50 protein-coding genes are annotated in these 19660 nt (G+C 63.1%); 43 read left to right on the top strand and 7 right to left on the bottom strand.

What is annotated here, in order from left to right:
* Position 1 precedes the first annotated feature (1 nt).
* From IU449_RS26855 to IU449_RS26885, 7 genes are all read right to left on the bottom strand, one after another.
* Positions 2–364 (bottom strand): hypothetical protein, encoded by a 363-nt coding sequence (locus tag IU449_RS26855; protein ID WP_195004960.1) that lies wholly within the window; start codon positions 362–364, stop codon positions 2–4.
* A gap of 103 nt (positions 365–467) precedes the next feature.
* Positions 468–650 carry a hypothetical protein gene (locus IU449_RS26860; protein WP_195004961.1) on the bottom strand — a complete coding sequence of 61 codons (183 nt, stop codon included), beginning with the start codon at positions 648–650 and terminating at the stop codon, positions 468–470.
* 112 nt (positions 651–762) lie between these two features.
* On the bottom strand, positions 763–933 hold the full coding sequence (locus tag IU449_RS26865; protein WP_195004962.1) for a hypothetical protein: 171 nt from the start codon (positions 931–933) through the stop codon (positions 763–765).
* Between the two features lie 46 nt (positions 934–979).
* Positions 980–1438, bottom strand: a complete 459-nt coding sequence (locus IU449_RS26870; protein WP_195004963.1) for a hypothetical protein — start codon at positions 1436–1438, stop codon at positions 980–982.
* On the bottom strand, positions 1435–1662 hold the full coding sequence (locus IU449_RS26875) for a hypothetical protein (RefSeq protein ID WP_195004964.1): 228 nt from the start codon (positions 1660–1662) through the stop codon (positions 1435–1437). The genes IU449_RS26870 and IU449_RS26875 overlap by 4 nt, the downstream gene beginning before the upstream one ends.
* Positions 1663–1719: 57 nt before the next feature.
* Complete coding sequence (locus IU449_RS26880; RefSeq protein ID WP_195004965.1) at positions 1720–2094, bottom strand: hypothetical protein; 375 nt, start codon at positions 2092–2094, stop codon at positions 1720–1722.
* A gap of 62 nt (positions 2095–2156) precedes the next feature.
* The gene (locus IU449_RS26885) at positions 2157–2570 is read right to left on the bottom strand and encodes a hypothetical protein (protein ID WP_195004966.1); all 414 of its coding nucleotides are present in this window, start codon (positions 2568–2570) and stop codon (positions 2157–2159) included.
* Positions 2571–3104: 534 nt separating this feature from the next.
* On the opposite strand from IU449_RS26885, the gene IU449_RS26890 reads away from it, so the two are divergent.
* The 43 genes from IU449_RS26890 to IU449_RS27095 all read left to right on the top strand — a co-directional run bounded on the left by IU449_RS26890 (position 3105) and on the right by IU449_RS27095 (position 19615).
* Positions 3105–3509, top strand: coding sequence for a hypothetical protein (locus tag IU449_RS26890; RefSeq protein ID WP_195004967.1), 405 nt, complete (start codon positions 3105–3107; stop codon positions 3507–3509).
* 11 nt (positions 3510–3520) lie between these two features.
* Positions 3521–3874: a hypothetical protein gene (locus IU449_RS26895; RefSeq protein WP_195004968.1), complete on the top strand. Its 354-nt coding sequence runs from the start codon at positions 3521–3523 to the stop codon at positions 3872–3874.
* Positions 3871–4500, top strand: a complete 630-nt coding sequence (locus tag IU449_RS26900) for a hypothetical protein (protein ID WP_195004969.1) — start codon at positions 3871–3873, stop codon at positions 4498–4500. Before IU449_RS26895 ends, IU449_RS26900 begins: the two co-directional genes overlap by 4 nt.
* Positions 4497–4736 (top strand): hypothetical protein, encoded by a 240-nt coding sequence (locus IU449_RS26905; protein ID WP_195004970.1) that lies wholly within the window; start codon positions 4497–4499, stop codon positions 4734–4736. The genes IU449_RS26900 and IU449_RS26905 overlap by 4 nt, the downstream gene beginning before the upstream one ends.
* Positions 4733–4879 carry a hypothetical protein gene (locus IU449_RS26910; RefSeq protein ID WP_195004971.1) on the top strand — a complete coding sequence of 49 codons (147 nt, stop codon included), beginning with the start codon at positions 4733–4735 and terminating at the stop codon, positions 4877–4879. The genes IU449_RS26905 and IU449_RS26910 overlap by 4 nt, the downstream gene beginning before the upstream one ends.
* Positions 4879–5019 (top strand): hypothetical protein, encoded by a 141-nt coding sequence (locus IU449_RS26915; RefSeq protein ID WP_195004972.1) that lies wholly within the window; start codon positions 4879–4881, stop codon positions 5017–5019. Before IU449_RS26910 ends, IU449_RS26915 begins: the two co-directional genes overlap by 1 nt.
* A complete protein-coding gene (locus tag IU449_RS26920) occupies positions 5016–5528 on the top strand; it encodes a hypothetical protein (protein WP_195004973.1) in 513 nt (170 codons plus the stop codon). The genes IU449_RS26915 and IU449_RS26920 overlap by 4 nt, the downstream gene beginning before the upstream one ends.
* A gap of 17 nt (positions 5529–5545) precedes the next feature.
* Positions 5546–5791, top strand: a complete 246-nt coding sequence (locus IU449_RS26925; protein ID WP_195004974.1) for a hypothetical protein — start codon at positions 5546–5548, stop codon at positions 5789–5791.
* Positions 5788–5985 carry a hypothetical protein gene (locus IU449_RS26930; protein ID WP_195004975.1) on the top strand — a complete coding sequence of 66 codons (198 nt, stop codon included), beginning with the start codon at positions 5788–5790 and terminating at the stop codon, positions 5983–5985. The genes IU449_RS26925 and IU449_RS26930 overlap by 4 nt, the downstream gene beginning before the upstream one ends.
* Positions 5982–6716, top strand: coding sequence for a hypothetical protein (locus tag IU449_RS26935; RefSeq protein ID WP_195004976.1), 735 nt, complete (start codon positions 5982–5984; stop codon positions 6714–6716). Before IU449_RS26930 ends, IU449_RS26935 begins: the two co-directional genes overlap by 4 nt.
* Entirely contained in the window at positions 6713–6976 is a 264-nt protein-coding gene (locus tag IU449_RS26940; protein WP_195004977.1) for a hypothetical protein, read from the top strand. Before IU449_RS26935 ends, IU449_RS26940 begins: the two co-directional genes overlap by 4 nt.
* Positions 6963–7184: a hypothetical protein gene (locus IU449_RS26945; RefSeq protein WP_195004978.1), complete on the top strand. Its 222-nt coding sequence runs from the start codon at positions 6963–6965 to the stop codon at positions 7182–7184. Before IU449_RS26940 ends, IU449_RS26945 begins: the two co-directional genes overlap by 14 nt.
* Positions 7185–7317: 133 nt before the next feature.
* Entirely contained in the window at positions 7318–7689 is a 372-nt protein-coding gene (locus tag IU449_RS26950; RefSeq protein ID WP_195004979.1) for a hypothetical protein, read from the top strand.
* On the top strand, positions 7686–8051 hold the full coding sequence (locus IU449_RS26955; RefSeq protein WP_195004980.1) for a hypothetical protein: 366 nt from the start codon (positions 7686–7688) through the stop codon (positions 8049–8051). Before IU449_RS26950 ends, IU449_RS26955 begins: the two co-directional genes overlap by 4 nt.
* 247 nt (positions 8052–8298) lie before the next feature.
* On the top strand, positions 8299–8487 hold the full coding sequence (locus IU449_RS26960) for a hypothetical protein (RefSeq protein ID WP_195004981.1): 189 nt from the start codon (positions 8299–8301) through the stop codon (positions 8485–8487).
* Positions 8488–8729: 242 nt separating this feature from the next.
* Positions 8730–9080: a hypothetical protein gene (locus IU449_RS26965; protein ID WP_195004982.1), complete on the top strand. Its 351-nt coding sequence runs from the start codon at positions 8730–8732 to the stop codon at positions 9078–9080.
* Positions 9077–9394 carry a hypothetical protein gene (locus IU449_RS26970; protein ID WP_195004983.1) on the top strand — a complete coding sequence of 106 codons (318 nt, stop codon included), beginning with the start codon at positions 9077–9079 and terminating at the stop codon, positions 9392–9394. The genes IU449_RS26965 and IU449_RS26970 overlap by 4 nt, the downstream gene beginning before the upstream one ends.
* The gene (locus IU449_RS29560; RefSeq protein WP_267468404.1) at positions 9391–9516 is read left to right on the top strand and encodes a hypothetical protein; all 126 of its coding nucleotides are present in this window, start codon (positions 9391–9393) and stop codon (positions 9514–9516) included. Before IU449_RS26970 ends, IU449_RS29560 begins: the two co-directional genes overlap by 4 nt.
* A 21-nt stretch (positions 9517–9537) precedes the next feature.
* On the top strand, positions 9538–10674 hold the full coding sequence (gene dnaN / locus IU449_RS26975) for a DNA polymerase III subunit beta (protein ID WP_195004984.1): 1137 nt from the start codon (positions 9538–9540) through the stop codon (positions 10672–10674).
* Entirely contained in the window at positions 10671–10967 is a 297-nt protein-coding gene (locus IU449_RS26980) for a hypothetical protein (RefSeq protein ID WP_195004985.1), read from the top strand. The genes dnaN and IU449_RS26980 overlap by 4 nt, the downstream gene beginning before the upstream one ends.
* The gene (locus tag IU449_RS26985; RefSeq protein WP_195004986.1) at positions 10964–11236 is read left to right on the top strand and encodes a hypothetical protein; all 273 of its coding nucleotides are present in this window, start codon (positions 10964–10966) and stop codon (positions 11234–11236) included. The genes IU449_RS26980 and IU449_RS26985 overlap by 4 nt, the downstream gene beginning before the upstream one ends.
* Positions 11233–11475 (top strand): hypothetical protein, encoded by a 243-nt coding sequence (locus IU449_RS26990; RefSeq protein ID WP_195004987.1) that lies wholly within the window; start codon positions 11233–11235, stop codon positions 11473–11475. Before IU449_RS26985 ends, IU449_RS26990 begins: the two co-directional genes overlap by 4 nt.
* A gap of 83 nt (positions 11476–11558) precedes the next feature.
* A complete protein-coding gene (locus tag IU449_RS26995; RefSeq protein ID WP_228805798.1) occupies positions 11559–11900 on the top strand; it encodes a hypothetical protein in 342 nt (113 codons plus the stop codon).
* Positions 11900–12121: a hypothetical protein gene (locus IU449_RS27000; protein ID WP_195004989.1), complete on the top strand. Its 222-nt coding sequence runs from the start codon at positions 11900–11902 to the stop codon at positions 12119–12121. Before IU449_RS26995 ends, IU449_RS27000 begins: the two co-directional genes overlap by 1 nt.
* The gene (locus IU449_RS27005; RefSeq protein WP_195004990.1) at positions 12118–12420 is read left to right on the top strand and encodes a hypothetical protein; all 303 of its coding nucleotides are present in this window, start codon (positions 12118–12120) and stop codon (positions 12418–12420) included. The genes IU449_RS27000 and IU449_RS27005 overlap by 4 nt, the downstream gene beginning before the upstream one ends.
* Entirely contained in the window at positions 12417–12641 is a 225-nt protein-coding gene (locus tag IU449_RS27010; RefSeq protein ID WP_195004991.1) for a DUF3310 domain-containing protein, read from the top strand. The genes IU449_RS27005 and IU449_RS27010 overlap by 4 nt, the downstream gene beginning before the upstream one ends.
* A complete protein-coding gene (locus IU449_RS27015) occupies positions 12638–12985 on the top strand; it encodes a hypothetical protein (protein ID WP_195004992.1) in 348 nt (115 codons plus the stop codon). The genes IU449_RS27010 and IU449_RS27015 overlap by 4 nt, the downstream gene beginning before the upstream one ends.
* The gene (locus IU449_RS27020; RefSeq protein WP_195004993.1) at positions 12982–13254 is read left to right on the top strand and encodes a hypothetical protein; all 273 of its coding nucleotides are present in this window, start codon (positions 12982–12984) and stop codon (positions 13252–13254) included. Before IU449_RS27015 ends, IU449_RS27020 begins: the two co-directional genes overlap by 4 nt.
* Entirely contained in the window at positions 13251–13532 is a 282-nt protein-coding gene (locus IU449_RS27025; RefSeq protein WP_195004994.1) for a hypothetical protein, read from the top strand. The genes IU449_RS27020 and IU449_RS27025 overlap by 4 nt, the downstream gene beginning before the upstream one ends.
* Positions 13529–13720, top strand: coding sequence for a hypothetical protein (locus tag IU449_RS27030; RefSeq protein ID WP_195004995.1), 192 nt, complete (start codon positions 13529–13531; stop codon positions 13718–13720). Before IU449_RS27025 ends, IU449_RS27030 begins: the two co-directional genes overlap by 4 nt.
* The gene (locus tag IU449_RS27035) at positions 13711–14034 is read left to right on the top strand and encodes a hypothetical protein (RefSeq protein WP_195004996.1); all 324 of its coding nucleotides are present in this window, start codon (positions 13711–13713) and stop codon (positions 14032–14034) included. Before IU449_RS27030 ends, IU449_RS27035 begins: the two co-directional genes overlap by 10 nt.
* 39 nt (positions 14035–14073) lie before the next feature.
* Entirely contained in the window at positions 14074–14637 is a 564-nt protein-coding gene (locus IU449_RS27040; protein ID WP_195004997.1) for a hypothetical protein, read from the top strand.
* 2 nt (positions 14638–14639) lie between these two features.
* Positions 14640–14924: a hypothetical protein gene (locus IU449_RS27045; protein WP_228805799.1), complete on the top strand. Its 285-nt coding sequence runs from the start codon at positions 14640–14642 to the stop codon at positions 14922–14924.
* A 664-nt stretch (positions 14925–15588) separates the two neighbouring features.
* Positions 15589–15918, top strand: coding sequence for a hypothetical protein (locus IU449_RS27050; protein ID WP_195004999.1), 330 nt, complete (start codon positions 15589–15591; stop codon positions 15916–15918).
* 437 nt (positions 15919–16355) lie between these two features.
* Positions 16356–16544, top strand: a complete 189-nt coding sequence (locus tag IU449_RS27055; RefSeq protein ID WP_195005000.1) for a hypothetical protein — start codon at positions 16356–16358, stop codon at positions 16542–16544.
* A gap of 22 nt (positions 16545–16566) precedes the next feature.
* The gene (locus tag IU449_RS27060) at positions 16567–16953 is read left to right on the top strand and encodes a hypothetical protein (RefSeq protein WP_195005001.1); all 387 of its coding nucleotides are present in this window, start codon (positions 16567–16569) and stop codon (positions 16951–16953) included.
* Positions 16950–17741 (top strand): hypothetical protein, encoded by a 792-nt coding sequence (locus IU449_RS27065; RefSeq protein WP_195005002.1) that lies wholly within the window; start codon positions 16950–16952, stop codon positions 17739–17741. The genes IU449_RS27060 and IU449_RS27065 overlap by 4 nt, the downstream gene beginning before the upstream one ends.
* Complete coding sequence (locus IU449_RS27070) at positions 17738–18043, top strand: hypothetical protein (protein ID WP_195005003.1); 306 nt, start codon at positions 17738–17740, stop codon at positions 18041–18043. The genes IU449_RS27065 and IU449_RS27070 overlap by 4 nt, the downstream gene beginning before the upstream one ends.
* Positions 18043–18198: a hypothetical protein gene (locus IU449_RS27075; RefSeq protein ID WP_195005004.1), complete on the top strand. Its 156-nt coding sequence runs from the start codon at positions 18043–18045 to the stop codon at positions 18196–18198. The genes IU449_RS27070 and IU449_RS27075 overlap by 1 nt, the downstream gene beginning before the upstream one ends.
* Complete coding sequence (locus IU449_RS27080; RefSeq protein ID WP_195005005.1) at positions 18182–18832, top strand: DUF7341 domain-containing protein; 651 nt, start codon at positions 18182–18184, stop codon at positions 18830–18832. The genes IU449_RS27075 and IU449_RS27080 overlap by 17 nt, the downstream gene beginning before the upstream one ends.
* 29 nt (positions 18833–18861) lie before the next feature.
* Positions 18862–19185, top strand: coding sequence for a hypothetical protein (locus IU449_RS27085; protein WP_195005006.1), 324 nt, complete (start codon positions 18862–18864; stop codon positions 19183–19185).
* A complete protein-coding gene (locus IU449_RS27090) occupies positions 19182–19349 on the top strand; it encodes a hypothetical protein (RefSeq protein ID WP_195005007.1) in 168 nt (55 codons plus the stop codon). Before IU449_RS27085 ends, IU449_RS27090 begins: the two co-directional genes overlap by 4 nt.
* Positions 19346–19615 carry a hypothetical protein gene (locus tag IU449_RS27095; protein WP_195005008.1) on the top strand — a complete coding sequence of 90 codons (270 nt, stop codon included), beginning with the start codon at positions 19346–19348 and terminating at the stop codon, positions 19613–19615. The genes IU449_RS27090 and IU449_RS27095 overlap by 4 nt, the downstream gene beginning before the upstream one ends.
* The last annotated feature ends 45 nt before the right edge of the window (positions 19616–19660 follow it).

The raw sequence follows: 19660 nt of genomic DNA on the forward strand, positions 1-19660 counted from the left end.
GTCAGTTCTCCTGTCGGTTCGCCGCGGCCATCGCAGCCACGGCATCGTGTTCGGTCTCGCACCAGTCACGCACACCGCAGCATTCGGGCAGCTGAGAACTGAACTGGGACGGCACGACACGCACACGCCGGGGGCGGGCGCAGCGTGAACACCACACGGTCTCGAACTCGTACCGCAAGTTCTCCTCGGTGATGCGCGTGTATTTCTTCAGCAGGCCGGGGTACGAGATCATCCGTTCCCGCCCCGAACCGCGTGTGCCCCGCACCATGAACATGCGGTCACCACGGAACTCGGACACTTCACGCAACACGAACAACGCGCGCTTCCCGTCCCGTGAAACCCACTCACTTCCAACGATGTCCATCAGTTCTCCTCTGTTCGATACGTTCTCGGTTGGTGGGTCGGCAGGTGTCGAACCTGCTGCCGCTGATCGCCATTCGCGGCCCCTCCACGGGCGACCCTGTGGGCTAGGCGAAGCTAGCGAAGTAGGCGGCCAGCTGCTCGTCGGTCACCTGAGCCAGCGCCTCCACCGACAACTGCCGGAACGCGGCCTCATGATCGAGACGGCCGACGCGGGCGGCGGCACGGCTCAGGTCGGCGTACCGGCGGTAGTCGCCGATCAGGTCGATGATGTCGCGGGACAAGATCATCAGGGGCTCTCTCTCAAGCGGTTGGGGGTGTGGTGGCTGTCGCTCGCGGGGAACAACACTGGCCCCCTCTACACGACGGCGGGTAGGGCGCCAGCCACCACGGGCCAGGTGGTCAGGAGATGCGGCGCACGGGGAAGTGCTGCGGCTCCCAGTGCTGGCCGTCGTCGTACAGCCATGCGCCGTCCTCGGTCTTGCGGGCCGTCAGGCCGGAGTCGTCGATGCGGGCGCCGACAGGCAGCGCTTCGAGTCCTTCGGGGGTGTGAATGAGATCGCGCTCGGGCATGTCGTTCTCTCCGATCAATAGTTCCGCTTGAAATCAGACAGCAGGGTCAGGCAGCGGCGCCGTTCTCACGCGCTTCCGCCTTCCACAACATGCGCTCGGCGTGCCGCAACTTTTTGTCCAACTCCACGTATCTCCGCAACCTGGCGTCTTCCCGCTGCTGGACACGTGCCGTCCGTCGCGGCCCCAACGCGACACCACCCGCTGCCGCACGATCCGGTATCAACGGCTCCGTGAGCGCCGCCCGCTGAGCCTCCAACCGTGTCACCCGCTCCCGCCAATACGAGGCCGGCCGGTAGTAGCGGGGCTGACGTTCCGGCTTCGGCTGCGGCTCAGGGGGCGCGAGGATGGCCGGGTCCACCAAATCCTCATCCCCGTCCTGAATGAACCACTCCAGCAGCGGCGGGAACTTCGGTTTGATGGTCGAGCAGGAGGCCAGCCATTCGTCCGCCCGCCGCTGAAGAAGCTCCATGTACTCGTCACCCGACAAGTGCGCCGGGGTGGTCACGACTCGTCCTGGTCGACGATCGTGACCACGTCGCCCCAGCCGTACACGTCCATCACGCGACCGTCTGTCATCAGGACGCGAGGGCAGCGGCAGGGACAATCGCCGGTGGTCGCGGGCGTGGGGGCAGCGGCTACGACAGCGCCCTCAAAGACACTGCCGGTTTGGGTGATCTGGTCGCCGGGCTTGAGGTTGCCGACGATGACGGTGCGGGTCTTCTTGACCATTGGGGTGTCCTTCCAGGGGGCGGGCTGCTGGTGTAGCGGCCCGCCAAGTGGTGTGGGTCAGGCCGCGTACACGCCACGGGAGACCAAGCTGAGGGTGAACTCGACGGCCGCAGCGGCGTCCATGCCGCCATCCCGATACTCGACAAGGCCATCCCATGCGGCAGGGTGCGCGTCTCCCCACAGCTTCGCCCAATCAGCCGAGCGCTCAGACAGTTCAGCGGCGGCAATGCGGTTGCGGCGCTCGACCTCGGCCAAACGCACAGCCTGGTCAGTGATCTTGAAACCGGTCACCTTGGCGGCGCAACGGCGGCCGTACTCCTGTCCGTCGGACAGTTGAAACACGCGACCGAGGCTGCGGCCACAGCACGCACAGACGCCGTGGGCGCGGGTGATGCCGGTGAGGGTCACAGTCTCGCGGGCGGTGGCGATCATCGATGGCTCCTCTTAGTGGGTTGGGGGCGGGCCACCGGAGCGGCCCGCCAGCGTGTGTCGGTTCAGGCCGCGACCGGGGTGGCGACGAGGTGGGCGGTCTTGTCGTAGGCGGCGAGTCCAGCGCGGATGGCGGGCTCACCGGGCACGTACGCGAGCACCTGGCGGGGGCGGCCGTTGACGACCTTCCACACCTGCTGGGGCTCGCTGCCGTAGGCGCCGAGGAACGCGGCCTTGATCTTCTTGCCCGCCTGCGAGGCGAAGCGGCGGATCAGGTCGGCGTCCGCACCCAGGCCAGCGAGAACCTGGGAGACGGTGACCAGTGCGCCGCGCTCCAGCAGGCCCGCGACGTGGATGCCGTTGAGCTTCCGCAGGGCGCGGACCAAGCGGACAGCCTGCACGCTGGCGAGACGAGCCCGGATGAGCGCGGCGGCGGCCTTGCGGGCGGCGCGGGTGCGGGTGTAGATGCTGGCGTTCATCGGGGGCTCCTTTGGTGGCTTGCTGATACTCAAACCGTACACTGAGTGTACGACGATTGCAAGCGAAACCATACGATCAACCATAAACAGTACGTCAACCACGGCGCCGAGACCGCGGAATCGACGCCAACACATCACCCAACACAGCCCGCACACCCGGCTCCACATCCTGCAAAATCAGACCCTTCCGCGCCCCCTCACTCCCCGCCACAGCAGGCAACACCGTCTCCATCAACCTCATCGCCGCGTTATACAAATCCGCCTTCGGCAAACCCGTTTGAGCTGCAAGCTTCTCCACATACGCGGCCGTCCCAGGCGACTGCGTGAACGTCAGGCGCCGGCCCTTATCGGCCCTCTCCGCGGTCACGTCTGCACTCCGCAGCAAGCGGTTCGAACGGTCTTCACGGTGTCTCCTCAGTGGATCCGGTGTCGATTCATCGAATAACGTTGCACACATCATATCGTTGTGTATACGATCACAACACAACACCGGCTGCCACCGGAACCCACACACTCACCGAAAGAAGGCCCGCGATGGACCACCATCTCCTGCCCGTCACCCACCGCGCATGTGGCGGTGAAGGCTGCCGCGACTGCCAGCATGAAGGCGAAACGTGGGAACGCATCAGTGTTCGCGACCTGCGCGCCGACGAAACCAACGCAGCGATCCGACACCTGCTCGGCACCTACGACTACCGCGTCATCGGACGCACCGCCCCGGATCGCATGTTCGGTGACTCGTGCGACGAATGCGGCGCCCCTTCCCTCGTATTGACCGAAACCGTCCGTTTCCTGACGCGCGGCGCTGAACGCGAAGGGCATCAGCACTGCTTGTCCTGCGCGTCCGACGCCATCACCACCCTCGCGGGCGACACCTGGGACGAAATCGACGTCACCGTGCCTGCCCGTGTTCTGCCCGCCTCCGACTACGCCGCCTAGGAGCAACGACCATGCGTGACTACAGCAAGAGTGAAGTCCTCGAAATCCTCGGTCTCCCCACCGATGTGGAGGGTGTGGTTGTCGAAGTCGATTGGGACGGATACGACTTCCGTGACAGTGACTGCCACATCGACAAACTCCTTCCGGCCGCTGTCCACGTCGACTACTACGACGTCGACGCCGACCCCGAAGTCGACGTGTACGAGCCCGGCACCCTCCATCAGGTCGCGTTCTCGCTCCAGCATGCCGCGACCGGGATCACCGAAATCCTGGGGGAAGCGTTCCAGGGGGACGACGACTACGGGGTTCAGGTCGTCGTCAACGGGTGGGCACTTACCTACGGGATGGGGCAGGTGGCGGCGTGAGCGACCTCTACGCCGCATCCAAGCGGGACTTCCTCGGCTACGCCAAGCACCTCGACGGCATGACGATCCACCTCGACCAGGGCCTGTACCGGCACATCCAGTTCGGCACGCGCGGCCAGGTCGGCTGGTTCGAGATCATCACCTGGCCGCACCGCCTGTCCATCACCGGCGACATCGGCGACTGGACGTTCGGCCGCATCGAGGACATGTTCGAGTTCTTCGGGCACTCCGCCGAGTCGAGCATCCAGCCCGACTACTGGGCCGAGAAAATCGTCGCGGGCACAGCGCCCTTGGTGTTCTCCGAGGAGGCATTCCGCCGCCAGGTCGTGACCGAGTTCTGGTACCGGCGCGACCGGTACGAGGGCGAGTCCGCCGACCTGTTCCGGCAGATCCGCGAGGACGTCTTGGAGTGTGCTTGGGATGAGCCGTCCGCGCTCCGATCTGCGGACACGTTCCGCTACGTGTCGCATCACAGCGGGCGTCAGAACTTCACTTTCCGTGACAGCTGGGAGTGGAACATTCGTGACCATAGCGTCCACTACCTGCGCGCCTGCCAGGCGATCGTGTGGGGCATCGCGCAGTACCGCGCCCACAAGGCTGCCGCGTCGAAGGAGGCGGCGGCGTGATCACGCGCCGCGACGAGCCGAGGCGCGTCACCCATTACGGGGACGCGCCCCTGGTCGACCACGCCGGCTACACGGTGGATGTGGGTGTGGAGGACGGGACCGGGCGGATGACGTTGCGTGTCGGTTTGGGTGACTCGTCTTGCCACGGTATCCGCGCCGATTTGGACCTTGATGCGGTCACTGAACTCCGCGACCGCTGCAACACATTCCTCAACGACCATCAGGAGAACCAGTGAACAGTCTGTACTGCTCTAAATGCGACGTCTACCTCGACGACGTCACCGAGTTCCGGTGCTTTCGCTGCGGCTGGAAGATCCGCGATGTCGACAACCCGTATGAGTACCTTGACTGCGCCGACGCCATCTGGGAGCAGCAGTGATGCCGATCCAGCTCTACAGCGACACCGAAATCATCACCCAATTGCGGGCGCTCGCACACGACTTGCGTTGGGAAAGCCGCACCGACGCCGCCACCCAGATCACAGCACTCGCCGACCGAATCCAACAGGAAGCAGCATGACCAACAATCCAATCAGTGCGCGCCTCATGCACTACCAAGCGCAGCCCCTCACGCTCGACCGCACCCGCGTCTATGAGCAGAGCAACCCGAGCACTTTCACTAAGCCTGTCGGCTTTTGGGTGTCGGTGGAAGGCGAACAGGACTGGCCCGCTTGGTGCACAAGCGAGGACTACGGGTTCGACAGTCTCGCCGTCGCGCATGAGGTGCGCATCACCGACACCGCAAACATCCGCTACATTACCTCCGTTTCCGAAATGGATGCTTTCGGCGCTGAATTCGTGACACCAACCGACTTCGATGTCCGACGCGATCGAGACCGCCGTTTCTGGGGAATCGGCTGGCAGCAGGTTGCGGCGCGTTACGACGGCATCATGATCGCCCCATACCAGTGGGAGCGACGCTATGGGGCTGAGTGCGAGTGGTATTACACGTGGGATTGCGCGTCAGGCTGCATCTGGAATCTGGACGCGATCGAGTCCGTCACAGTCGTTTCGGCGGTGACAGCATGACTATCACCGTCGAATTCGTGACCGAACTGCCACCAGAGAAGCCGCAGGAGAGTGGCCGCGCCGAATACCGGGCGTTCGCTGCCGCCCTGCGTGAACGCCCCGGTGAATGGGCGAAATGGCCTGTCCCGATCAAGGACACGACAGCCCGCGGGTATGCGTCGCAGATTCGGGGCGGCATGATCGCCGCGTTCCGGGGCGGTCAGTTCGACGCTGTGTTCCGGGATGGCCAACTGTTCGTCTGCTACACGGGGGGACAGTCGTGAACGAGTTGATCAACGCCGACTGCCTCACCTGCGGTACCCCGATCGACTGGGTCGCCTGCCCCACTGGTGGCTGGTGGGCGCATCGCATCCATCCTGCCGACCACCACGACGCACAGTCCCCGATCGACGTCATCGAGGACATGGATGACAACGGCTACTGGTATCCGATCGCCACGATGGGGGTCGAGTCGTGACCGATAACACGAGCATCCGATACGCGATCCGTTTGCCGAACGGGGAACTCGCGCATGATCTGCCCAGTGACGTGAAATCCGGGTACCCGAAACGGGAATCCCTGCCCAACGGTGACGAGGCGTGGCTGTGGAGCGACCTCGACGAACACCACGCCCGCAACACGATCCGCAACATTGCCCGCCTGATCACACATTGGGGGCTGGCGGACGTGTTCACCGAAAACACGTCGGTGGTGATGGTGCGGACGACCGTCGAAATCTTGGACGGCGACCGCGACACCGAACCCGCGGTCGAGCGACCCGAGCCGACATGGAAGACCGTCGAGGACGTGCCTATCGGTCGCACGTTCGTTCCCGCCGTAGACCCGCTCGGCAGCTACACATTCAAGCGCGGCCCTGACTGGGTTTTGCAGCTCATCGACGGCGGAAACTTGGCCCACCAGTCCACCGACGAACTGAACACCCGCTACCCGGACGGCTTCACCCACAGGCCCGGCGAAACGGTGGAGGACGCCCCGAAAGCCGAGCCGCGCACATGGATTTGGGCGAGCAGCGTTCCGCATCTGGTGCCCGTGAAAGTGGTGGGCGACGACAGCAACGTCACCTGGAAGCATGACGCGCTCGCTGGCCGATTCTACCCGTACTGCGACGGTGAGTTTTACGGGGACAGCATTAGCAGGGCCGAAGCCGACAGCATGGCGACCGATGGGTTCGTGGAGGTTCTGTCGTGACCGAACTCGACAAAGGCCAGCGGTGGGAAATCGCCGAACAGTTGGACGAGATACCAACCGCCTGCTGGTCGGACCTCGTTGACTGGGTTTTCGACGGATACAGCAAGACCGAGACCGACGACGGCGAGATCGTCCACAACCCCGTGCCTGATGTCACCGGCGGTGCGTGGTGCGCGACGGCACCCGACTTGATGCGTTCCGGCTGCTGCTACTGCGGCAAGTTCCGTGCAGGAGTGGAGGTGACCGATGGCCGCGCGTGAAAGCCAGCCCCGCATCTGGTCTCGTGCCGTCGACATCCCCGCAGGTGTGCGTGTCCAGTTAGCTCGCCTCGACTCGTATACGACGTGGCAGCGGATCGGCCCCGACTTGTTCCGGCTGTCCGTGAACGGCAACGACACCCCCACCACCTACGACACGACCCGCCTCGACCAGGCCGCGAACGGGGTCGGATTCACCGAAGTCCCGTAACCCCAAGACCTTCCCCCTGCCGCCGCACCACACGTTGACTGCGGGCTGGCTTGTGGGGGAGGAGGAGTGCGGCGCCCGAGATGACTGCCCTTTCGGGCGCCGCCCCTACCAACTTCTATCGAACGGAAACATTATGACGACCACCCACAACATCCCTTTGATGCGGAAGATTCTGCGCCACATCGACCGGCACCCGTTCCAGTTCGCGGCCGACGACTTCACCCGCGACATCCTCGGATGGGCAGTCAAACTGTCCGACACCGACTGGGCGCATGTCGACCCCGACGCCGGCTATGACGCGGTCGAACTCGTCAACTATCGGACCGGGCAGTACGCCCACATCGCTGTTGTCGGCGCCCAACTCTTGGGCACCACCGCAGAGGAAACCGAACACCTCATGTATATCAGTCGCCGAGCCTGCATCGACTGGCTGAACGACGCGATCAACATCTATGAGAACCGCGTGATTGACGCGATGGAAAAGGATCTGGGAGCAGCAGCATGAACGACAACCTGAAAACCTATCGCCGCCTCACCCTCGGCGAACTGATCGCCACCCTTGACCAGCTCGGTGACGCCACCGTGGAAGGGCTCGACGGTCTGGTGGACTCGTACCGCGGCTACTACGAACGCAACGCCACCGAACCCTGCAACTACCAGGAGTCCGCCACCGTCCTCGCCAATCAGTATCGGGAGCAGATCGGAAAGCCGATCACCGGATACAAGGGCGGCGACTACACGGTGGATGAGGGCGAACTCATCTACTACGCCGCCTATGGACGTAGCGGCCCGAACATCATCGGGTTGGAGCCGACCGAGACCAGCGTCTACCGGCCGGTCCTGCTGGAACAGGACTATCACCTGTGAGCGCGGCGGGTGGATACAACTCGAAGGCGTATCAGAGTGTGGAAGACCTTGCCGAACGTGCCGACTGGTGTGCACGCGCCGACCGAGACCAAGCCATCAGCGACTATGTGCAAGCCTTGCATGCGTTGGCGGCGATGAGGTCCGCGAACGATGGGCGACCACGCGTGAAGAAGCCGACCTCACTGCCTGCCAGGGAACGCAATCTTGCGACCCGCACCGTGGCGGCCAGGCGTTCGGGGCGTGCCGCGTGATCACCGAGACCGGCGCAAGCGCCGACTTCGCCGTGGAACCGCCTGCTGCGGATGGGGTCACGTACGCGACCCTGCACCTGCGTGATCACGGTCGTGGCATTGTCATCACCCTTTCGACGCACGAACTGACTGTCCTGCTCGGCGACGGCGCGGAGGCGTTGAAAACACTCCACAACAGCAACTAGACCAGCCTGGAAACCCTTGTGGGGGTGCGGGATTCGATCCGCACCCCCACAGTTGTGTTTGCATCATTGCGTTTAGTCTGCGATGTGAACTACAGTGTTCGACATACGCAAAGATCAGCACCTATTGAGGCAAGGGATCAGCAAATGCGACACACCATCTACCGCGGCCTCGCTCTCCTCGCCGCCCCCATCCTCGTTTTGGCCGGCATCATCATCGCCCCCATCGTCGCGGTCGTCCGCCGATGAGTAAGGAACCCAGCCCATACACGGGCGCCCCCTGCATCACTGAAGCCGTGTTCTCCAAATCGCGTGTCACCCGCACGCACCCGTGGGACTACCTGATCGTTGGGGAGACGAAAGAGCAGCGGCAACGACGTCATACGCGCATCAAACGGCTTTGCCAGTCCTGCCCTGCGCTCGACGTGTGCGAGCAGGAGCGGCAGGACATCCTGTCCGGGCGAGTGAAGAACCCGTGGACTGGTGAACAGATCCATTTGCAGGGCGTGATCTGGGCTGGTCGGGCGCACCCCGATAAGGAGCCGGAAGCCGACAAGCAGGATGCGTTGATGTCGCGGGAGGGTTTGGCGGCATGAGTCACGAGCTGACGATCATTCGGGCGGTCGGCAGTCGTCATCAAGCCGTCTGCGCATGCGGGGAAACGTTCAAAGGTGACCTGCCTGAGCAAGCGCGGCTCGGCTGGTACATGCACCGCATCCACGCGATCAAACCTGCTTGCACCGCGCCGAACAAGAAACGGTACGGGACCAGGCAGGAAGCGGAGAACGCGATCAGTCGACAGTTGCGGCGCGCGACACCAGGCCGCCGACCCATCCACGCGTACCGCTGCCGATCCGGGCAGCACTGGCACACCACCTCAAACCCCGAACACCAGAAGAGGACAGCATGAACCAGCTCCTGCCCATCGCCGCCGAGAACGCCGAGACCTTCACCGGTCATCCGGTCACCGACACCATCGTGATCGTCGCGTTCCTCGTCCTCATCGGCTTCCTCGCTTGGTCCTCCCGCTGACCGTCTCCTGAAAGGCTTCTCATGACCACTTTCCGTATCGCCCGCGACGACCTCACTGAGGCTGTCGGTTGGGTTGCTCGTAGCCTCCCCGCCCGCCCCAGCGTCCCCGTCCTCGGTGGTGTGCACATTGTCGCCAACGACGACGGTGTCACCGTGTCCGGGTTCGACTACGAAACCTCGACGCAAATGCGGTTGCCCGCCGAAGTTGGGACACCGGGGGAGATCCTGGTGTCCGGGAAACTGTTGGCGGACATCACCAAGGCGTTGCCGAACAAGCCTGTCAACCTTACCCTTGACGGCTCGCGTGTCCTCCTCACCTGCGGAAGCGGCAAGTTCACGCTCCCCACCATGCCCGTCGAAGACTATCCGCAACTCCCGGACATGCCGGAACAGTCCGGGGAGATCGACGCTGGCCTGTTCGCGAAGGCGGTCGGGCAGGTTGCGGTAGCGGCTGGTCGTGACGACACGCTCCCCATGTTGACTGGTGTGCGGGTGGAGATCGACGACCAGGCCGTCACCCTCGCCACCACCGACCGATTCCGGTTGGCGGTCCGCACCCTCGAATGGGTACCCGAAACCAACATCGACGCCCAACTCCTCGTGCCCGCCCGCACACTCGCGGACATCGCGAAAGCACTCGAAACCACCACCGACGTACGCCTGTCCATCACCGACCACCTGTTGGGGGTCGTCAACGCCAGGCGCCGCACAACCACCCGCCTGCTCGATGCGGAGTTCCCGAAATTCCGGCAACTCCTGCCCAAGGAACACACTGCGGTCGCCGGCATCAACGTCGCCGACCTGACGGGGGCGGTGAAGCGTGTTGCTCTGGTGGCTGAGCGTGGCGCGCAAGTGCGGTTCGAACTGTCGGAAGAGGGCTTGTTGCTGTCGGCGGGTGGTGAGGATGCGGGGCGTGCCGAGGAACGATTGGATGCCGTGTTTCATGGTGAGCCGCTGTCGATCGCGTTCAATCCTGGCTACCTGTTGGACGGGCTCAGCGCCATGCATTCCAACGTGGTGACGATCGGGTTCACGACACCCACCCGGCCCGCAGTGTTCACACCTGGCAAGCCTGAACTTGTCGAGTTCGGGACCGGTTTCGCGGCACCCGAACGCGACTACCTGTACCTCCTGATGCCTGTTCGGATGCCGTCATGAGCGCAGAGGAGATTCGCGCGCAGATCGACGCTGCCCTGTCGGATCACCGCCCCTACGAGGACATCTACCTGTACTGCACGTGCGGCCTGCACATCGGCGATGACGGGTACTCGGCTCACGTGGCGGATGTGCTCGCCGAGGCGGGCTTCCTGCCGACCGGAGTGGAGTACCGCGAGCTGGAAGACGGGTACGCCGGTCAGCTCGTCAGCGCCACAGGCAAGGTGACTGCGGTGTCGAAGCCCGCGACTCGGCAGCGACGTTACGTCACTGCCTGGCGGGAGTCGGCGTCGTGACCGCACAGACGAGCGAGCGTGTGGACAGCATCGAACACCTCGACCACACGCCGATGTGCAGCATGGCCCGGCATGCAGGGGCGCCCACGAAAGCGGCCTTCTGGCTGAACGGCCACGACTGCCACGACCGACTCGCGTGCACAGCATGTCTCGCACGGAACAAGCAGCGATTCGCCCAACTGCTCGACGAAGTAGGGCGGGTGGGCTGCAAGCACTGCCTCAAGTTCTTCTCATCGTGGGACAACTGGTGCACGGTGGTGCCGCTGTGACTTTCGATGACCTCCCCGGCCCGGTATGTGACTGCCACATCCACGATTTCGGGCCGTTCGCACCCGCACCGCCCGCCCAATATTGGGCTGACTGGCATGGCTGCCGTCAATCATTCACCTGCCACGCCTGCCTGACCGCCATCGCGGACCGGTTCCCGCGTCAACAGCCGATCACCTGCACAGGCTGCGGCGACACCTTCACCGAAATCAAGCCGTACCTGACTTGGAGGCCACTGTGACGAGAACCCGAGCCGTCATCGAACTCCCGTGGACAGCGCCACCCCTGTCCATGAATGACCGTGGCTACACGCGTGGAGCGGCGATGGCGAAAGCGGCGAAAACGCGCGAGATTCGGGCGACGATGGTCCGATTGGCGGAGGCCGCGAAGCTGCCTGCCCTCGTCGCCCATCTCACCATGCAGTTGCACTACCAGCCGCGCGACAACCGGCGCCGAGACACTGACAACCTGGTAGCGACGTTGAAGCCGCTTGCTGATGCGATGGCTGTGCCGCCGCCCGGTAAGCCGCATCTCGGGTACGGGATGGTCATTGATGACACGCCGAAGTGGATGTCGAAGCCTGAACCGATCATTCATGCCCCGGTGAAGGGTGAGGGGGGCCGGTTGTGGCTGGAGTTGTCTTGGGTGACGGAGAGGGCCGCGTGATGCCTGAGCCGTTGCATGTCGCCCCCGGTTTCTCTACGTCACGTGACGAATGCCGGATCACCTACCGCAACCCTGAAACCGGGGAAGAGTACAGCTTTCTCGCCCCCAACCATCTACGCGAGGAACACCGCCGCCAACTCGCTGAAGCCGGATACCAGGTGGTTGTTCAAACCCGCACCGTCACCACCACCGCTTGGCGAACCGTCAAGGAAACACGATGACCGAACACGACATGCTCACCCTCGCCCGCAAACCCTGGTTGACCGCGGAATGCCTTTCGCTGTGGGACATCACCGGCAACTATCCGTATGGCGGCACCTTTACTCACTGCCTCGCGATCGTCCTGCCACGTGAACACACTGACGGGCACCTGCTGTTCGACCTCGTGCCGTCCAGTGGGTTCGGGCTCGGCTCCTACATCGCACCAGACTGGATCACCCATGCGCGCCGCCTCGTGCTGGTGGAAGCGCAAGACCCGCGCGAAGCCTACTTCGCTGACGAACAGGATCTACTTCGATGAGCATCACTGACCCCACGAACCCTGACTATTACCAGTTCCCGAACGGCGCTGAGGCCATCGACATCACGCAGCATCTGTCCGGGTGTGGCGCGCAGGCAGTCCAGTACATTGTTCGCGCTACCCGCACGGACGGCAAAATCAAGGGCGACCCGCTCGAAGACCTGAACAAGGCGATCTGGTTCATCCGCCGCGAAATCCAGCGCATCGGCGGTGCAGCATGACCGAGCACAAGGCGGTCAGGCGCGGCCCACTGATGTGGCATCTCCCCGAAGGCTGGCCTGACGGACCCGCCGACGAAGTGTTGGGGGAAGTGTTTTGGGCGGGCCTGCGTATCCAACACGACATCGACGACATGGTGAAAGGTAGCCCCGCCTGGACAATCCTGCGCGGCGGGTTCAATCTGCGCAGTCTTGGCATCCAAGCGGGGCCATACGTCGCGTCTCTGCTGTTCGACGGCCCGGCACACATTGTGGCGCACAGGCTTCGACAGATACTCGGCGATGACGCACACGCGATCCTCACCGCGGTCCTCGCTTACGTGCCCGCGAAGGAGGAGCAGCGATGACGGCGCCTCCTGCCCCCGTCTACCTGGCGCGGGTCGAGGAGCTGATTCGCGCGCTCCCGGCCGGCGCGGAGTTTGTGAACGCGGACATGCATGCGCGTATGCGTGCCGCGGGGTGGCCGGACTTGTCGGAACCCAGGCTGTTTGGGCCGTTCCTGTTGGGTCTGCAAAAGGCTGGCGTGATCTCGAAGGTTGGTTTGCGGGCGACGACTGCGCGTTCGCATGGTGGGGTGGCGACCGTATGGCGGCGCGCAGAAGAAGGTGAAGAATGAGAGACGTTGAAGCCCTGGTAAAGAAGGCGCGAGATCTGCTGCCTGCCGAGGATCAGTTGCCGTCGATGTCGTCGGCGATCAGCACGGCGTTGTGGATGCGGGACCATCTGCCTGCGATTCTCGACCACTTCGCCGCGGTGACTCGCGAGCGTGATGAGGCGCGCGTCGAGTTGCAGGAGCTGCACGCGGATACGCAGGAGGCGTTCGCGTTGATTCGGGTGAGGCAGCAGCGGGATGCGGAAACGATCGCCAAGTTGCGGGCGGGGGAGGCGGCGTGAACGAGTTGAAGGTGTTTCAGCAGTGCCCGCCTGAACTGCTTCCTGCTCGCAATGGTGATGCTTGCGCGGCGTGGGACTGTGACCTCGCGTATCAGCATGTGGGGGATTGCGCGGTGGTGAGCCTGTCGGGAATGGTGATCGAGGTAATGCAAAGCTTGTCCGACACTGACTGTGACTGGTGGGAGTAGCGCCGAATTTCGAGGTTGACAGCCCGGAATACCATTTAGGTATCCGGGTTTTCAACGTTTCTGGGGAGACTGATTTGACGGCAGGCAAACGTGGTGACGCGAACACTCTCATCTGGTTTACGGCGGGCTCGACTTTGACGCTCACCTATTTGAAGATGCTGGGTGAAATCGACTGGCCTTGGTGGGGTGTCCTAATCCCCGTGTGGGCGTTCATCGGATATGTGCTCGGTGTCGTGTTGTTCGCGGGTGTCCTGTACGGGATATTGCGTGGCGTGAAACGGTTCGCGAAATGGATGGAGACGCGGCAAAACTGAATCCGCCGCCCCAAACAACGACTGGAGAACATTATGGGCATGACATCGAGCGCAGACCTGTTTTACGGCTACGACCTCCGCGGCATGGAAGACGACGAATGGGAGTCGACCGCGCCGCAATGGTGGCAAGACCTCGAAGACGCTGGAGAATCCGTCGAATGGGAAGACGAGTTTGCTCGCCGGCTCGGATGGCAGGAAGTCCCGTTCCCAGAGGACTATCCGCGGGAGGATCGGGCGATGTGGCGGCTCCCCACGTTCGAGCAGCGTCAGGCTGCGCAGGAGGCGCACAGGCGGGCCATGGACGAGTATCGCGCTACCTCGCCCATCTATCGGGCGTATGCGGCGAGTATGGGCGAGAAGGATCGTCTGCTGTCAGCTATCCCGGTCGAACTCGCTACGTATGGGCATTGTGATGGGGATACGGGCTGGTCGATTCGGGTGAAGGCATCAGTGCAGCATGTGTACGGCTGTGATTCGATCCCGGTGAAGTCGATGACTGTGCAGCCTGAGTGGCGGGACCAGTTGCAGCGGTTCATTGACTTGTTGGAATTGCATGTGCCTGATGGTGGTCCGGGCTGGCATTTGGCTGTGTCGTGGGGGTGAGCATGTTCGATGATGACTTCGAGCGCGTAGAGGGAACGTTGGGGACGTGGGCGCCTGAACCGCAGCCTCTTCGCATCTCCAGCGGCGGCACTCATCCGTTTCAGATGACGATCTATCCGACCACTGTGAGCGTTGTCGATAAAGTGGGCCGGAGTTGGGTGGTCCGCAACGTCGATTTGCGGCCTGAAGATCAGGTATTTTTTGACTCGTACAGTGGGCGTCCGGTCGGGTTTAAAGTGATTCGCGGGGACGAAACGATCATCTACGAATTTGAGCCTGAGTCGTGAAGCCTGGTCGGATGGGTTCGGGTGGGCGGCCGTGGGTGGAGTTGGAGTCCCCGAAACCCGCCCGCATCAACGATGAAATGACATATCGGACGGAGCCGCCGCCCGAACTGTCTGCGCGCTGCCTGTATTGGGTGCGGCAGATTGAGAATGGTTGGCTCCCCAACCGGCGTATCAGCATGAACGGCTACCACGATGCTGCCTGCTGGTATGGCGTCTATATTTGGGAGTACCTGCATATAATCTGCCCGCTAATTGGGTCGAAATCGTGTTGAATTTTCGGGTTGACGGCTGCCGATATTCTGGTTTCAAACAGAATTCAAGGGAGCCGATATGGCGATCGAGCCTGACAATAATGACCTCCCCGACGACTTTGACGGGGAGGAACCCGATGAACCGGACTGCAACTAATGCCCGCACTCGCACGCGCCGCAATCGCATGCCTGATTTGCGTGGTCGGCTGGTTTCTCGCACCAGATTCTTCGAAACCAGGATTCATGCGTAACCGGGCGGCCAGACGCGTGCAACTCGTATGCGTATCACACGGGTGCGAACTCTGGGACGGGCCAATACTCGCCGCTGAAGACGTGCGGGCATTACAGCAAGCGCACGCACTCATCCACACCAAACGCGCCATCACCATCAACGACATCATCCAGGAGAACAAATGAAGGCATTCGCAAGCGCTATCTGGTCCGCGGCTTCGAAGTGGGATCGTTTTTGCCTCATCTTCCTGTCCTCGCTCGCGGTCGCGAACCTTGCGGCAGGCCAATACGAGACCGGCTTCATCGTTGCGCTCTTCGTGGTGTGGGACGTGACCGTGCTGTCGTGGAAGGCGTGGGGTCTGGAGTGGAAGCGACGCTATGAGGAGTTGGCCGCCGAGCGTGCCACTGCTGCCGTCAAGGACTACAGCGTCCACTTCGTGGACAGTGACCTGTCGGAGAACGCTGTCGAGTTCGTGAAGAAGATGCGGAACCTGAATGGTTATGGCCGCTGACCGCGTGGACGTCACCCCTGTCCTGCCTGGCGCTCTCGATGAGATGCGAGCACATCCGGGACCGAGCGAGGCGTTTCGGGCGGCGATCGGTAGGGCAAAAGCCCGGCGAACAGTCCACTGGGATAGCCGCTGCCAGCCGAACCCCGCCCTCACAGCCGAATTCAATGCTGCACTCGCCCGCGGTGTCGTCCTGGGTGACTACACGCCAGACGGCGCCTGCGACGGACCCCGCTCAACCTTGGAGGGCGACACGATGATGCACCACTTCTCCGTCGCCAACCCGGATGACCTGCGCTGCAAACACTGTGACGGCTATCCGTTCGACTTCCAGCATTGGTGCACGGGGTGAGCATGCCTGACACCGATTACGACGATATGGCGGACTGGTTGGACGGCGACACCTGCACCGCCTGCGGCCTGCATTGGATGGACTGCACATGTTGAAACCCCGACCGCGCGAACACCGCGACAAACCCGCCCGCTGCGACTGCGGAACCCGTTTCGTCAGCGAACACCCCGAATTCGTGCTCGAAGCCGTCCGGCGACTCCGACAACTCGGCGCGGACGGCCCCTACACAACCCTCTGGCACGCCCCCGACGAACACGGAGACAACACCGATGACTGACCGCTGCACACGCCTCAGCACAATGGCATGCATCACCCCCGCCCACCAGGAAGCCCGCAAAGAATGCGAGCGTGTCCCGCTCCTTGCGCACGGCATGAACCCCGAAATCGGCGCAATCCACTGGGCTATCACCTTGAAGGGGCGTCTCGATTCCGCCGCCCAACACATTGATGACGCGACCGCCGCGATCGTGGATGCGATCGGCGACGACTGGCAGCGGGGCGCGGACACGAAGCCGAACCTGTTGGACGGGATCGCAGCATTGCGTAAAGCGTTGGACGACGAGCGTGCTGCCCATGAGATCACCGCCGCGCGCCTCGAACTGACAGGCCGTGGAGTCATAGCCGAACGCGAGAACGCGCGACGCGAACGCGAAACCCGCACACAGCAGGAGAACGCCAGCCGATGAGACTGCACCGCCATACCGTCGACCGCGCCGCACAGTCCCCGAACTCCAGCGTGTACCACCACAAAAGCCGATACGCGACCATCTTCCGAGACAGTGGCCGCGACCTCAGCGCCCAACTCGAAACCGTCATCAAGAAGCCCACCCCCGAATTCTCGGCCCGCTTCCACGTCGGCGGAGGCTGGTCCGAAACCCCATTCGACGGACACCTCACCATCCTCGGCAGCGGCTTCTACTGGGGGCTCGGGGCAGGCTGGAAACTCGCCGAACGACTCACCCGCGAAAAGCGACACAAGTACGAGGGGCGAGACCTCCAGCTCTCGATCCACGACGGCAGCTTGTGGCTGAAAGCTTGGGTGCACGGCGACTCGTGGGAGCGTGGCGAGTTCGCGAAGTGGCGTGACCGCTCCTTCAACCTCAACCCGCTCGACCGCCTCTACGGTCGCCCCCGCTACTGGTTCGAGGACATCGAAACCGCCGCCATCGCGATCCGCATGCCTGAAGCCGTGTACCCGGTCGTCGCGAAACTGCAACGGCAGACCTTCGGGCGTCCGAAGAGTAAGAAGCGGGTCGCCTCGTGGACGGTGGATGTGGACGCCCCGAAAGGCATCCCCTACCGAGCGGACCTATCGGGCTGGAAGGGTGACCGCGTCCACGGGTTCGGCGTGACACTCCGGGAACGTCGTGAGGACTGGACGGTTGATGCTCGCGCAGCGATCGAGGCGTACATCCTCAAACACCGCGCCGACACCGGATTCCGCACCCCCGAACCCGTGGAGAACCAGCAGTGACCGGCAACGACAACGAACCGGGCTATGAGCTGATCATGCCGTTCGTCACCGTCACCAGTGTCGGCGGCCCACACGAAGACAACGCCTACGTTGCAGGCTTCGAGATGGGTGTCCTCGACACCGAACTCAGGTTCGCCAACATTGTCGGCGGGACTCCGCTGGTCCGCATGATCCACACCGCCAACCAGCCTCAAGCCGACCTGCTCGCAATGAAACACAAGATGGTCGCCGAGTTCGAGGACACCGAGGACGACGAGTGGACGTTGATGACCGTCGACCACGCACACAGGACCGCCGCCTGATGTGTGACCCCGTGATCCGCCTCGAAGACATCGCGGTCGACAACTACCGCGACTTCGCCGCCGAGATCAACGAAGCGCGCCTCGACCAATGGAACCGCGACCAGGCCACGCGATACCACAACCATCAGGGGGACCGGATTGACCGAAGCGACTGAACTCCTCGCCGGCGCCCGTCGTGCGTTTGCGGATGCTGTGCATGAGCTGGTAGGCCGCCGTCCTGACACGATCATCGGCGACGAGTACACGCGGCACGTCATCCTCGATGACCGGTATACGGAGCTTGTGGAGGCTCGGTATGGGCAGCAGCAGGCTGATAACGGTGGTTTGCGAGGTGTTTACAAGTCGAAGCCGCCGCTCTGGATCGAGGCGTGCAGCCTCATTGATCTGATCGACCGGACGGTTGCCTCGTGGTGGCCGAAACCGCCTGTAGGTGAGCAACCTGTCACGATCCGCCGACTGTACGCGCTCACCGACTATGGCTGGCGACCGCAAGACGTGGACGCCCTACACGAAATGACCAGGGTGGTGTCCGGGTGGGTCGACCGCATCAACCAGTTGTTGCCCGAAGAGCCCCGGCATGAATGGGAACTCACCGCGGCCTGCCCTGCTTGTGGTGAATCGACTGTCCTCGTGGATGACGGGGCGGGGGAGATCGTGCGCAGGGCCGCGTTGCGGGCGAATCAATCGTCGGCGGTGTGTCTCGCGTGCGGGGCTGACTGGCGACCTGAAGCGTTCGTACACCTCGCCCAGCAGATCGGGGCTGGTCTCCCACCCGGCGTCCTCGAATAGGTCGCATCAACACTGATATGATGCACGCTATGACTATGTTTCGCTGCTACTCCGAGATCAACGACAACGAAGGCGAGACCTGGGATTTTTGGCTCCAGGTCGACGGTAACGAGGCCGCCCTCGAAAAACTGGGCAACCTGCTCGCCACCGCAGCAGTAGACGGCTACGACTGCTACGGGCTCGCCGACGTAGAGGTTGATGAGGTGGGCGTAGACCTGTTGGTCGCGCACGCCCACGTGGGATATATGGCGTCCGCGCACAAGGTCACCGGAATCCTGTCCGTGCCCGACTCATTCGAAGTGGACGGCCTGTACAAGGGCGGCATCACCGAACTGTTCACGGAGCAGCAGTGACATTCAAACCGGGGGATCGGGTGCTAGTCGAGTTCGGTGGCACCCGCACAGCCGTCGTCGACTACATCGGCGCATCCAGTATCGGCGTACTCATCGACTTCCCCGACGGCGAACCAGTGCGCGGCATCTACCGGGAACACGAGATGACGAGGTGCGAGGAATGACCTGGAAGTCGATGCGCCGCAGCATCCGGGGCCGCATATGGACGTTCTACATGGGCGCCCCCGAACGCGGCCGCTGGCGCTACTACCTCGCCCCCTGGCTCGGTGGCGACGAATACAATCGCCGCACCCTCGTCCTCCCCGTCCTCGCATGGGGGGTCGTCATCGCATTGTGGGAGCACCCGCACGACGACGAATGCGCGGAATGGCATGACCCGATTTGGGTGCGCTGGAAGTCGATACGGCGGTTCGGGCGGATCGAACGATGAACCCGGACCGCGGGCAAGTCTTCCCCAGCACGTATGACGAGTGGC

This window comes from Nocardia higoensis, from assembly GCF_015477835.1.
In the GTDB taxonomy this organism is placed as follows: domain Bacteria; phylum Actinomycetota; class Actinomycetes; order Mycobacteriales; family Mycobacteriaceae; genus Nocardia; species Nocardia higoensis_A.